This is a genomic window from Mesorhizobium captivum, assembly GCF_033977165.1.
Classification (GTDB): Bacteria; Pseudomonadota; Alphaproteobacteria; order Rhizobiales; family Rhizobiaceae; genus Mesorhizobium; species Mesorhizobium captivum.
Map to the genome: position 1 here is coordinate 224201 of NZ_JAVIJB010000002.1, position 12632 is coordinate 236832.

Here is a 12632-nt window from a genome sequence, read left to right on the forward strand (position 1 = left end):
CCGCCATGGCCGAAGCCTACGATCCCAGCAACATCTTTGCGAAAATCCTGCGCGGCGAAATCCCCTCGCATCGCATCTATGAGGACGACGCGGTCGTTGCCTTCATGGACGTGATGCCGCAAGGGGTCGGCCACACGCTGGTGGCGCCGAAGGCACCATCGCGCAACATCCTCGATGCCGATCCGGCAACGTTCGCCCCGCTCTTTGCCGTGGTGCAGAAAGTGGCGGTGGCGGTGAAAAAGGCCTTCAACGCCGACGGCGTCACCATCCTGCAGTTCAACGAGCCGGCATCCGGGCAGACCGTCTACCACCTCCATGTCCACGTCATCCCGCGCTTCGAGGGGGTGCCGCTCAAGCCGCATACCGGGCAGATGGAGAAGCCGGAGGTCCTGGCCGAGAACGCCGGCAAGATCCGGGCGGCGCTTGGAAGTTGAAACTTGCAGATCCGTCGACGTGAGAGGCGGACCGATAGCCTCGAGCTGACAAACCCGATCTGGTTTGCGAAAGCCTCCGCGCAGCTCCACCTTCCAGAAGGTAAATTTTGGAGCCGAGCAGATTGCGTGCTGCGCCGGGTGCGATCGTTCGCACTCGAATCGCTTGGTTAGGGAATATCGAACCATCTCGCGCTAAAACGCTGAGCGGTAGCGAGCTATCGGGTTTCAAAGCTATGGAAAATTCGGTTGCGACGTCGTCCCGCCTGACGAGGACAGCCGTCGGACGCGCTTTTCTGATCGTACTGGCGGACGCCTTTCAACGGCACCGGCTGCTGCACGCCATGGCCGTCGCGGCCCTGCTTCTGGCAACCGCGGTCGGCATCCGCACCGCAAACATGCCGGATTTTGGCGTATTAAAGGAATACGGCCAGTATCTTTTTATCGCTTTCTGGATCTGCGGCTGCGTCTTCGCTCTCGGAAGCTTTTTCCACCTGGCGCTGATCAAGCGAGACACCGAACCGCTCGGCGCCTTCCTGAAATCGCTGGGCAGCTTCTTCGGCGATGCCGAACGCACTGCCAACAGCCTGAACGGCCTGGCCGCCAGCATCGCCTTCATATCCGCCGTCGGCGTTCAGAAGGGAGCCATCGCAATTCTTTCCCCGTTCGCATGGGACAAGGCGCTGGCCCACGCCGATCGGGTCCTGCATTTCGGCCGGGCGCCACACGAGTGGCTGTGGTTCGTCGTGCAGTCGCCACTCGCGTTGAGACTGCTCAATTTCGCCTACAATTTCTGGTTCATCGCGCTCATCGCCACGGTTTTCACCGCTTGCATTACACGCAGCGATACGAAGCTGCGTCACCAGTTCCTGATGAGCTTCATGCTGGTGTGGACCTTTGGCGGCTTTTTCCTGGCGATGGGGTTGTCGTCGGCCGGGCCGTGCTATTTCGAGCGGCTGGGTCTCGGCACTGACTTTCGTCCGCTCATGCAAGCACTCGCCGCCGCCGATCGCGTCTATCCGATCTGGGCGCTCAGCACGCAGGACATGCTGTGGAGCGGCTATACCGGCGCAACCAGCGGCAGTATCGGAATATCCGCCTTTCCTTCCATGCACGTGGCGATGGCGGTGCTTTTCGCCCTCTACGCAATGCGCCGCTCCCGGCTGGCCGGCATGCTGATGTGGACATTCGCCTGCATAATCATGATCGGTTCGGTCGCGCTTGGCTGGCACTACGCCCTGGACGGCTACGCAGGCGCGCTCTTGTCAGTCGTGATCTGGAAGGCATGCGGATATTTCCTGAGGCGCTTCGCGCCAGAAGGAATTGCTTAACTCCCAGCGACGAGCGATTCGGACTTCACCGGTAAGACTTGCGCGGCATTAAAGCATGTCTCTGGAAAGTGGGACCGGTTTCGGAACAAAGACATGCTTAAAATCAAGAACCTAAAGCGCACGGAGCGAATCTGAAAGATCGCGACGCGCTTTAGGCAACTTGACCGGTGAGGCTCAGGCGGCTCGCATTCACGCCAGCCTCCGAAAGGCCAGCGGTTCCGGTCCGGCATCGAGCCGTTGCCGGATTGCCATGGCGCACTCGGTGGGATTTTGCCGCGATGTATCGACCTCGAAATCGTAAACGCCCGGCCTATGCACCTCTTCCTGCCAAAGACCGACCGGCAGCGGCACTGGATCGTCGACGGAGCCGGTCACATACGCTCCGTCCGCTCCACTCGCGGCACGCCTTTGCATGATCACGTCAACCGGGCAGCGGACACCGACAAACAGGACCGGCAGGCCGGCTAGGCGCCGGGCGCAATCGCGAAGGATGTCGAGCGGCCTCGAATGGGCGTCGTGGTGACCGACATCGGCGACGACATTCAATCCCAGCCGGCTGTGTGCCGCGATGGACTCGTAAAGCGCAGCGTAGAGGCGTGGCACAAAGGCCTCCAGGTCCGGGCGTTCTCCGCCGGGGCGCAAGCCGATACCCGGACGCAGTCGTGGCGGCGTGATCTGCACACAGGCGTCGACGCCGAGATTGATCCAGACGCCGTCGAACATCTCCTGAACGGCGGCGGCAATGCTCGACTTTCCGGATCGCGGCGCACCGTTGAGGATGATGATTTGTCCGGCTTCCATGCGCCAGTTTTCTCCCAACGAAAAAAGCCCCGTTGCCGGGGCTTTTTTTGATTTTCAGGCCGATCAGCCCTTGCGGGGCAGTTGCGGCACCAGGCTGCGCTTGCCGCCGTCCTTGCCCTTCGGCTCCGGCTTCTGCGCCGCCGCCTTCTTGGCGGCAGGCTTCTTCGCCGCGGCCTTTCTGGGCTTAGGCGAATCCTCCGGCTCTTCCTTCTTCGGCTTCACCGGGGCTTCGTCGGCGAGCGACTCGAGCTTCAGGCCGGTCTCGCCGGTCTCCTTCTTTTCGACGGTGACGCGCACCGTGCCGCCCTTCTTCAACTTGCCGAACAGCACCTCGTCGGCCAGCGGCTTCTTGATATGCTCCTGGATGACACGGCCGAGCGGGCGCGCGCCCATGCGCTCGTCATAGCCCTTGTCGGCAAGCCAGGCGATTGCATCCGGCGACAGGTCGAAGGTGACGCCGCGCTCGGAGAGCTGGGCCTCAAGCTGCATGACGAACTTCTGCACCACCTGATGGATCACCGGTACCGGCAGCGAGCCGAACGGGATGATCGCGTCGAGACGGTTGCGGAATTCCGGCGTGAACAGCCGGTTGATCGCCTCGACGTCGTCGCCCTCGCGCTTGGTCGAGCCGAAGCCGATCGCCGCGCGCTGAGCGTCCGACGCGCCCGCATTGGTCGTCATGATCAGGATGACGTTGCGGAAGTCGATCTGCTTGCCGTTATGGTCGGTCAGCTTGCCGTGGTCCATGACCTGCAACAGGATGTTGAACAGGTCCGGATGCGCCTTCTCGACCTCGTCGAGCAAGAGCACGCAATGCGGATGCTGGTCGACGCCGTCGGTCAACAGACCGCCCTGGTCGAAGCCGACATAGCCCGGAGGCGCGCCGATCAGCCGCGAGACCGTGTGGCGTTCCATATATTCCGACATGTCGAAGCGGATCAGCTCGACGCCGAGCGAGGCGGCGAGTTGCTTGGCCACTTCGGTCTTGCCGACGCCGGTTGGCCCTGAGAACAGGTAGGAGCCGATCGGCTTCTCCGGTTCGCGCAGGCCGGCGCGTGCCAGCTTGATCGCCGAGGTCAGCGCCGTGATCGCGGTGTCCTGGCCGTAGACGACGCGCTTCAGCTCGACATCGAGGCCTTGCAGCACCTTCTCGTCGTCGGCCGAAACCGTCTTCGGCGGAATGCGGGCCATGGTGGCGATCGTTGCCTCGATCTCCTTGATGCCGATCGTCTTCTTGCGCTTGGCCTCCGGCACCAGCATCTGCGAGGCGCCAGTCTCGTCGATGACGTCGATCGCCTTGTCGGGCAGCTTGCGGTCATTGATGTAGCGCGCCGAAAGCTCGACCGAAGCCTTGATCGCTTCAGAGGTGTAACGGACCTTGTGGAACTCCTCGAAATAGGGCTTCAGGCCCTTCATGATCTCGATGGCGTCCTCGATGGTCGGCTCGTTGACGTCGATCTTCTGGAAGCGCCGCACCAGAGCGCGGTCCTTCTCGAAGAACTGGCGGAACTCCTTGTAGGTGGTCGAGCCGATGCAGCGGATGGCGCCTGACGACAGCGCCGGCTTCAAGAGGTTCGAGGCATCCATGGCGCCGCCGGACGTGGCCCCTGCCCCGATCACGGTATGGATCTCGTCGATGAACAGCACCGCGCCAGGATAGTCCTCGAGCTCCTTGACGACCTGCTTCAGCCGCTCCTCGAAGTCGCCGCGATAACGGGTGCCGGCCAGCAGCGTGCCCATGTCGAGCGCGAAGATGGTGGCGTCCTGCAGCACCTCAGGGACATCGCCTTCGACGATGCGCTTGGCAAGGCCCTCTGCGATCGCCGTCTTGCCGACGCCGGGGTCGCCGACATAGAGCGGATTGTTCTTGGAGCGGCGGCACAGCACCTGGATGGTGCGGTTGATCTCGCTCTCGCGGCCGATCAGCGGATCGATCTTGCCGGCCCTGGCCTTGTTGTTGAGGTTGATGCAGTAGGCCGTCAGCGCGTCCTGCGGCTTCTTCTTGCCACCGTCCTCCTGCGGCTCGGCGCCGTTCTGGCCGCCCTGCTCGTCCTCGGCGCCGCGCGGCGTGCGCGACTCCGAGGCGCCGGGGCGCTTGGCGATGCCGTGCGAGATGTAGTTGACCGCATCGTAGCGGGTCATCTGCTGTTCCTGCAGGAAATAGGCGGCGTGGCTCTCGCGCTCGGCGAAGATGGCGACGAGCACGTTGGCGCCGGACACTTCCTCGCGGCCGGACGACTGCACGTGGATGACGGCGCGCTGGATGACGCGCTGGAACCCGGCGGTCGGCTTGGAATCCTCGTCGTAACCGGTGACGAGGTTGTCGAGCTCGGTGTCGATATAGGTGAGAACGGTGTGCTTCAGCTCGTCGAGATCGACGTTGCAGGCGCGCATGACGGCGGCCGCCTCGGTGTCATCGATGAGGGCGAGCAGCAGGTGTTCGAGCGTCGCATATTCATGATGCCGCTCGTTGGCGAATGTCAGCGCCTGATGTAGCGCCTTTTCCAGGCCTTGGGAGAAAGCCGGCATGTTACCTCACTTCTTCTCCATCACGCATTGCAGCGGATGCTGATTCTGTCGGGCGAAATCCATGACCTGAGACACTTTGGTCTCGGCCACCTCGAATGTGTAGACCCCGCACTCGCCCACTCCATGATTGTGAACATGCAGCATGATGCGTGTGGCGGCCTCGCGGTCCTTCTGGAAAAAACGCTCCAGGACGTGGACCACGAACTCCATGGGAGTGTAGTCGTCGTTGAGGATGAGGACCCTGTAGAGGCTGGGCTTCTTGGTCTTGGTTTTGGTGCGCGTGATGACCGCCGTGCCGCGACCGGGATCGTTTCGGTCGCCGTCACTTTGCATTCGCACCACGCCTGCCGTGGCAGTCAAACCGATCGTCACGTAGTCCTGCCTTTTCGAATCCTCATGCGAGTTCAACATGTAGGTCTTCGATGGACGATTTTAAGCCCTTCTGTTTAGCTGACAATATGGCTAGGTGGGCAAACTTCAGCGATTTTCTCAATCGTGAATGCGGCAGGGCCCAGGCGGTTGCAGCCGCGCACGAAAAAACCCGGCCGCGCTTCCGCGACCGGGTCCTTTTGGCAGGCCGGCTGGCTGCGTCCGATATGATCGGACGAGATTACTTCGCCTTGGCGACGACCGATTCGAACGGCTTATAGGCTTCCTTGGCGAGCTCGGCATACAGATTGCCGATCTTGCTGGCCTCGGCCACGAAGCTCTCGTAGCTCTGCTTGGCGTAGTCGGTCTGGATCTCGATGGCCTTCTCGATCGACTTGGCCGCGAACAGCTTCTCGACGGCGGCACTGCCGGCCTCGAAGCTCTTCTTGGTGTATTCGCCGGCTTCGGTGGCGATCGCCTGCGCGCCCTTGGTGAGCGAGGCAATGCTCTTCAGCCCGGTGTCGGCAAACTCCTTGCCGTATTTCGTGAAGTCCTCATAGGTCTGGGTCATTTCATACTTCCCTTGGTTGAAACGCCCATTAGCCCCGGGCGCCCTTGTGCAATGCACTGGAATATATTGTGCGCTGCACAAAAGTCAAGATTCCCTTGAACCGTAAGGGTCTCGAGCGGCAGCAACAGCTAAAATTCGAATAAACAGAGGCTCAAATCGCCAGAAAATGGTGAACGCCGCGGTTACCATAAACGGATTGGTAACGCTGGCCGCGATAGCTTGGCTGAAAGTGAGGCAGGCACTCCCTCTGCCGCCTCCGGGGCAACGAAAATTCAGGGTAAGTAACGGTGCGTCAGGCGTTGTCGGACTTCGTCTCCAAATCTCCATTCTCCATCAAGGCAATCATGGTCGCCGCTCTCGCGGTGACGATTGTTGCCGCCGATGTCGCCTCGGCTCTAGCCGCCAAGTCCGCGGCCATTGTCGTCGACGCCAAGACCGGCAAGGTGCTCTATTCGTCCGACGCCAACGGCCGGCGCTATCCGGCTTCGCTCACCAAGATGATGACGCTCTACCTCACCTTCGAAGCGCTGGCGAAAGGCCGGATCAGCGAGAACACGCCGGTGCCATACTCGGCCCATGCCGCGTCCGAGCCGCCGACCAAGCTCGGCGTGCGCGCCGGCGGCTCGGTGCCGGTCGAGACGGCAATCCTGTCGATGGTGACCAAGTCGGCCAACGATTCCGCGACCGCGCTGGGCGAGCTCTTGGGTGGCAGCGAAGACAATTTCGCCCGCATGATGACGGCCAAGGCGCGCCAGCTCGGCATGAACGGCACCGTCTTCCGCAACGCCAACGGCCTGCCCGATCCCGGCCAGTTCACGACGGCGCATGACATGGCCATGCTCGGCATCGCGCTCCGTGAGCACTACCCGCAATATTACGGCTATTTCTCGCAGCGCTCGTTCCTCTACGGCCGCCAGCGCATCAACGGCCACAACCGCCTGCTCGGCCGCATCAAGGGCGTCGACGGGATCAAGACCGGCTATACGCGCGCTTCCGGCTACAACCTGGTTTCCTCCGTCGCCGATGGCGACCGACGCCTTGTCGCCGTGGTGATGGGCGGCGCTTCCGGCCGCAGCCGCGACAACCAGATGGCTTCTCTGATCAACACCTATCTGCCGCGCGCCTCGACCCGCGGCGGCGGCAATTTGATCGCCAAGGCAGGCGCCGACAATCCGATCAAGGCCCTGGCCAAGGTCTTCCTGCCGAAGCATGACGCGCCGACGCCGGATGAAAAGCCGGCTGTCGACGAGACCGCCGTCGCGTCGGCCGACGACAACGCTCCTGTCGCGGAGGAGACCAAGCCGGTGATCCAGGTCCGGAAGGTGAAGACGGTTGCCGTGGCCGCCATGGCTCCGACACCTGCGCCCCAGGAAACCGCATCTCAGACCGAAGCCACGTCCCAGACAGTCGCCGCTTACGCCGAGCCGGCTCCAGCGGCCGCGCCGGCCGTAGATCCGGTCAAGACATCGTCCGTGCCGTCGGGATGGGTGGTGCAGGTTGCGTCTTCGCCGACGCAATCGGGGGCTCAGGCCCTTCTCGACAAGACGAGCAAGCAGGCGTCGAAAGCGCTGGCCGACGCTTCGGGCTTCACGGTCGCGTTCGACAAGGACGGCGTCACCTACTACCGCGCCCGCTTCGGCGGCTTCGGTTCGAAAGACGCCGCCTGGAAGGCCTGCGATGCCCTGAAGCGAAAGAAAATCGCGTGTTACGCCGTCCAGCAATAGGCGGCTTTTGAAACTCCTGGAAGGTCCAGCGTCGAAGGAGACTAGTCGTGATTGGAGAGCAAGACGTCCTTGGCTTCATTGATCCGCGCCGCCAGGACAGACGTGCCGCCGACATCGGTGTTCAGGCGCTGCATCAGGCGGCGGTGCGCCTTGCGGATATCCGCCGCGGCAGCCCCCGCTTCAAGACCAAGGACCTTGTAGGCCTCCTCCTTAGTCATGGCGCCCGCACCTGGCGCAACACCCAGCCCTTCGCCACTGTCCGACTGCGCGTTCTTGCGCCAGACGGGAAAACGGCCGTCAAGATACGTCTCTAGAAGCTGGCGGCTCTCCGGATCCGGCCGCAACTCGACATGAAGGCGCTGCAGGTCCGCGATCCCCATGGCGCCCAACATTTTACCTTCAAAGTGGCCGGCCAGGACAAGGCCTTCGAGCTTGCCGCTGTCGTGATCAAGGTCCATTTCGAGGGCCGCGGTGCGCACTGTCGAACGCTTGGCCGCGACAGCTTTCGCCGGCGGTCGTCTCGCCCGCATCCACGCATACCAACCGGCGGCCGCAACCATCAGCAGGCCGCCGATGCTGCTGCGGCCGACCACGAGCATCGTCGCGCCGGCCAGGCCCACCAGCGCGGGTCCAAGCGTTCTGAGATTGTCCGCCATCCTGGCTGCGTCGGCGCGCACGAAAACTGTCGCCATACCAAAAAGCACCAGAAGCAAAGCCGCCAATGCGATGATCACGCCCATCGGTTCGCACCGCCACGCAAATGATTGTGCATGGAAATCAAGATGTGGCGCAGGTGCAGCTCTTGCAAGTCCCACACCGAGCCAGCCGAAGGGCCAGCGACGGAACGATTGGTTTGGCCTAAAGCATGTCTCCCGAAAGTGGAAAACGGTTTCGGGGCAAAGACATGCGTAAAATCAAAAACCTAAAGCGCCTGGAGCGAATCTGAAAGATCGCGACGCGCTTTAGACTAAAGCAACCCCAGTTCGGCGAGTTCCAGCCGCAATTTCGGCGGCATTTCGGCGAGTGCCGCCTTGCCCTTGCCGAGATCGGCCGGAGCATCGGAAGGCTTGAGATAGCGCCAGCCCTGGAAGGCGCGGCGCGGCTGCCAGTCGGTACGCACCACTTCGGGATCAAGCATTAAATGGCAGCGGCCTATGCCTTCGCCGTCGGTGAAAGGCCGGATCTCGGTGATCAATTGCCGGCATTGGACGTTGCCCTTGATCACCCAATAGAGCGAGCCGCCATCGATGATCTCCCCGCCGCGCGTCGGCACCATGCGCGTGGTGTGCCAATGCTCGGCCGGTTCGCCGGCGCGCCGCCGCTCATCGAGGCGGAAGGCAATCCACTCTTCCAGATCCTCGACGCTGTCGCAGCCGACACAGAGCTTGATGAGATTGAGAGACATGCCCGCAATCTAGCGACCGCTTGATGGGGGTTCAACGCCTCGAGCGGTTTTGCACAGGCAAGAAAGGCTGTCGGCTCAAGAGGCTTGCGCCGCCGTCTCGACGCCTTTCTCCCTGCAAATTCCGTGGAAGATCGCCAAAGATTTCGCCCTTCCGCATAGAGCTGCTCGACGTTCTGAGCATAGAAATCCGCGCCACCGGCGAGTCCGAGAAACTCGCCCCTGAGCATTCCAATCTCCGGATCGAAGGCCACGGACGCCTTATGACCGTCGACTTCGACGAAGTTCTTCATGGTTTCGCCCCATGGCTCCGGAAGCCGCTGGACTCAGCACTCGACGACGTTGACGGCCAGCCCGCCGAGGCTGGTTTCCTTGTATTTCTCGTTCATGTCGAGGCCGGTCTGGCGCATGGTCTCGATGGCCGCGTCGAGCGGCACGAAATGCGTGCCGTCGCCCTTGATGGCGAGCGAAGCAGCGGTCACCGCTTTGACCGCACCGAGCGCATTGCGCTCAATGCAGGGTACTTGCACCAGCCCGCCCACGGGATCGCAGGTCATGCCGAGATGATGCTCCAGCGCGATCTCGGCGGCGTTCTCGACCTGCTCCGGCATGCCGCCCATGACGGCACAGAGGCCCGCCGCCGCCATCGCCGAGGCCGAGCCCACCTCGCCCTGGCAGCCGACCTCGGCGCCCGAGATCGAGGCGTTGGACTTGATGATGCCGCCGACGGCGGCTGACGTCAGTAGGAAGTCGCGGATGCTCGGCTGGTCGGCTTCGGGATGGAAATGCAGCCAGTAGCGCAGCACCGCCGGCAGCGTTCCTGCAGCACCATTGGTCGGCGCAGTCACCACGCGCCCGCCGGCCGCATTCTCCTCATTGACCGCCATGGCATAGATCGACAGCCAGTCATTGGCGAGCAAGGGATTGGGCCGGTTCTGCTGCCACTGTTCCTGCAGCTTGTCGTGCAGCTGGCGCGCGCGGCGGCGCACCTTCAGCCCGCCGGGCATGATGCCGTCCTGCGACAGGCCGCGGTCGATGCAGCCCTTCATGGCGCTCCAGATAGCGTCGAGGCCGGCGTCGAGCTCCTCGCGCGACATGTGCTTCTCCTCGTTGGCGCGCTTCATCTCGGCGATGGAAAGCCCGCTCTTGGCCGCCATCGCCAGCATCTCGACGGCGTTCTTAAACGGGTACGGCACCTTCTTGCCTTCGGTCGTCACCGAGCCCTTGGCCTTCATGCGCTGCAATTCTTCCTCGGAGACGACGAAGCCGCCGCCGATCGAATAATAGATGCGCTTGAGCAGCAGCCGGTCGGATGCGTCATAGGCATAGAAGGCCATGCCGTTAGCGTGACCGGTCAGCGGCGTCTTGCGGTCGAGCACCAGGTCCTTGGCGGGGTCGAAGCGATAGGTCGGATGTCCGGGCGGCGAAATCCGCTTGTCGGCTCCGATGCGGGCAACGATGCCGTCCGCCTCGTCCGGATCGACGGTCTGCGGCGTCTCGCCGGCAAGGCCGAGGATGACGGCGCGGTCGGAGCCATGGCCGATGCCGGTATAGGCGAGCGATCCGTGCAGGCTGGCGCCGATGCGATCGACCTTGACGCCGGCCGGACGCGGCCAGTCGCCGGCCAGTATTTCGTCGAGGAAGCGGCGCGCGGCCGTCATCGGCCCCATCGTATGCGAGCTCGATGGGCCGATGCCGATCTTGAACAGGTCGAAAACCGAAAGGAACACGCGCCGTTGTCTCCTGAAGGCCGCTCAAAAATTATATATAGGAATTCCCGTGATGTTTCCGCTGTTTTGCGTGTCACGGCGCGGCGTCTGCCGACCTTGTTTGCTCCGGCAGCGACATCGCCAGGTGCTTATATGCGCCGTCGAAGGGCCGGCTCGGCCTGTGGTAGAAGAATGCATGGGCGATTCCATCCATCTTTCGGCCGCCGACCTGGCGACGCTGGCCTTCTTCCTGGCTGTCTGGGTGCTGCACACGCTGGCCTCGGACGGCAGGCTCGTCAGCCGCGTGTCGCTGACGACGGCAATGAACGCCCAGCGCGAGGCCTGGATGCGCAACATGGCGGAGCGCGAGGTGCGCATCGTCGACACCGCCATCATGACCGGCCTGCAGCAAGGCACCGCCTTCTTTGCCTCGAGCTCGCTGATCGCGCTCGGCGGCTGCTTTGCCCTGCTCGGCGCGTCCGACCGCGTGCTCCAGGTGCTGGCCGACCTGCCGTTCGGCGCGGCTTCGTCACGCGAAGCCTTCCAGACCAAGGTGTTCGGCCTGGTGCTGATCCTAGCCTTCGCCTTCTTCAAGTTCGGCTGGGCCTACCGGCTGTTCAACTACTGCTCGATCCTGATCGGGGCCGTGCCGATCCCGCATGGAGCGGCCTCGCGCAACCCGATCAGCGAAACCGCGGTCTGGCGCGCGACGCGCATGAACGTGCTTGCCGGAAAGCACTTCAACTCCGGCCTGCGCGCCGTCTTTTTCTCGATCGGCTATCTCGGCTGGTTCGTCGACCCGGTCGTCTTCGTGATCTCGACGCTCGTGCTGCTGGCGGTGCTGGTGCGCCGCCAATTCTTCTCGGCCGCGCGCCAGGCGGTGCTCGGTCAGCCGCCCGGCGCCGGGAAAGGCTCATCGATCCGGCCAGATAGCCAGTAGGCGAAAAGCCCGATCCATTCGCGGATTGCCGTCGTGGTCGCCTGCAACGAATCGGCCGGGTTGTCGCGGAACAGACCGATCCCCTCCTTGCCCGAGGTGCGGTAGTCGACCGGCCAGGGAAGGGTCGGAAAACCTGCCTTGTCGAACAGCGCTTTGGCGCGCGGCATATGGAAAGCCGAGGTCACCAGCAGCCAGATCTCGCCCGGCTTCGGTTCGACCAGCCGGCGGGAGAAGACGGCATTCTCATAGGTGTTGCGCGACTTGTTCTCGAGGAGCAGGCGCTCAGACGCAACACCGAGCGCGCCGAGCAGGCGCGGCGCGGTGTCGGCATCGCCCTCGCCGTCGAGGAAAAGCTCGCCATTGCCGCCGGAGACGACCACTTTCGCCTGCGGGAAGCGCCTGGCGAGGATCGCAGTCTCCACCATGCGATCGCCGCCGCTGTTCAGCTCATAGCCGCCGCGCGCAAGGTTGATGGCGCCCTCGAAGCCGCCGCCAAGGACAACGATGCCGTCGACCTTTTCCGGCAGCGGCGGCTTGGGGAAGCGCTCTTCCAGCGGATTGAGCATCATCGCGCCCAGCGAGGTCCATGCAGATAGCGCAAGAATCAGAAAGGCCAGCACGCTGCCGGTGGCAGCGAGCCGCCGGCGACCGAAAAGCGCCGCCACCAGTCCGGCCAGCAGCAGGAAAATCGCCAGGTTGAGCGGCTGGATGAAGAACCAGAGGATCTTGGAAAGATAGTAGAACATCCCTCACCCCATTACAGCGCCGCGCGTCCTTTGGACGCGCAAAGGGCGCCGTAACGCTTTGATTTTGCTCGTGATCCTT

The 12632-nt window shown here is 63.0% G+C and carries 12 protein-coding genes; 4 read left to right on the forward strand and 8 right to left on the reverse strand.

Going from position 1 to position 12632, the window contains the following annotated elements:
* Nucleotides 1–5: 5 nt before the first annotated feature.
* Both RFM40_RS03130 and RFM40_RS03135 read left to right on the forward strand, forming a co-directional pair.
* On the forward strand, nt 6–434 hold the full coding sequence (locus RFM40_RS03130; RefSeq protein WP_320219219.1) for an HIT family protein: 429 nt from the start codon (nt 6–8) through the stop codon (nt 432–434).
* Between the two features lie 122 nt (nt 435–556).
* On the forward strand, nt 557–1762 hold the full coding sequence (locus tag RFM40_RS03135; protein ID WP_320277124.1) for a phosphatase PAP2 family protein: 1206 nt from the start codon (nt 557–559) through the stop codon (nt 1760–1762).
* Between the two features lie 189 nt (nt 1763–1951).
* Here the strand turns inward: RFM40_RS03135 and RFM40_RS03140 are convergent, their stop codons facing one another.
* From RFM40_RS03140 to RFM40_RS03155, 4 genes are all read right to left on the reverse strand, one after another.
* The gene (locus RFM40_RS03140) at nt 1952–2563 is read right to left on the reverse strand and encodes a chloramphenicol phosphotransferase CPT family protein (RefSeq protein WP_320277125.1); all 612 of its coding nucleotides are present in this window, start codon (nt 2561–2563) and stop codon (nt 1952–1954) included.
* A 63-nt stretch (nt 2564–2626) separates the two neighbouring features.
* Complete coding sequence (gene clpA / locus RFM40_RS03145) at nt 2627–5092, reverse strand: ATP-dependent Clp protease ATP-binding subunit ClpA (RefSeq protein ID WP_320219216.1); 2466 nt, start codon at nt 5090–5092, stop codon at nt 2627–2629.
* 6 nt (nt 5093–5098) lie between these two features.
* Nucleotides 5099–5425 carry an ATP-dependent Clp protease adapter ClpS gene (gene clpS, locus RFM40_RS03150; RefSeq protein ID WP_040972327.1) on the reverse strand — a complete coding sequence of 109 codons (327 nt, stop codon included), beginning with the start codon at nt 5423–5425 and terminating at the stop codon, nt 5099–5101.
* A 277-nt stretch (nt 5426–5702) separates the two neighbouring features.
* Nucleotides 5703–6032 carry a phasin family protein gene (locus RFM40_RS03155; RefSeq protein WP_320277126.1) on the reverse strand — a complete coding sequence of 110 codons (330 nt, stop codon included), beginning with the start codon at nt 6030–6032 and terminating at the stop codon, nt 5703–5705.
* Nucleotides 6033–6319: 287 nt separating this feature from the next.
* Between RFM40_RS03155 and RFM40_RS03160 the strand changes: the two genes are divergently transcribed.
* The gene (locus tag RFM40_RS03160; protein WP_320277127.1) at nt 6320–7756 is read left to right on the forward strand and encodes an SPOR domain-containing protein; all 1437 of its coding nucleotides are present in this window, start codon (nt 6320–6322) and stop codon (nt 7754–7756) included.
* A gap of 41 nt (nt 7757–7797) precedes the next feature.
* Here the strand turns inward: RFM40_RS03160 and RFM40_RS03165 are convergent, their stop codons facing one another.
* From RFM40_RS03165 to RFM40_RS03175, 3 genes are all read right to left on the reverse strand, one after another.
* Nucleotides 7798–8496, reverse strand: coding sequence for a J domain-containing protein (locus RFM40_RS03165; protein WP_320229150.1), 699 nt, complete (start codon nt 8494–8496; stop codon nt 7798–7800).
* 227 nt (nt 8497–8723) lie between these two features.
* The gene (locus RFM40_RS03170) at nt 8724–9161 is read right to left on the reverse strand and encodes a DUF1489 family protein (protein WP_320219213.1); all 438 of its coding nucleotides are present in this window, start codon (nt 9159–9161) and stop codon (nt 8724–8726) included.
* A gap of 323 nt (nt 9162–9484) precedes the next feature.
* Nucleotides 9485–10888, reverse strand: a complete 1404-nt coding sequence (locus RFM40_RS03175; RefSeq protein ID WP_320277128.1) for an L-serine ammonia-lyase — start codon at nt 10886–10888, stop codon at nt 9485–9487.
* Nucleotides 10889–11063: 175 nt separating this feature from the next.
* Between RFM40_RS03175 and RFM40_RS03180 the strand changes: the two genes are divergently transcribed.
* Entirely contained in the window at nt 11064–11807 is a 744-nt protein-coding gene (locus RFM40_RS03180; protein WP_126100437.1) for a DUF599 domain-containing protein, read from the forward strand.
* On the opposite strand, the gene RFM40_RS03185 is transcribed toward RFM40_RS03180, so the two are convergent.
* Nucleotides 11756–12553: a YdcF family protein gene (locus RFM40_RS03185; protein WP_320277129.1), complete on the reverse strand. Its 798-nt coding sequence runs from the start codon at nt 12551–12553 to the stop codon at nt 11756–11758. The two genes, RFM40_RS03180 and RFM40_RS03185, sit on opposite strands and share 52 nt — an antisense overlap.
* Between the last annotated feature and the right edge of the window lie 79 nt (nt 12554–12632).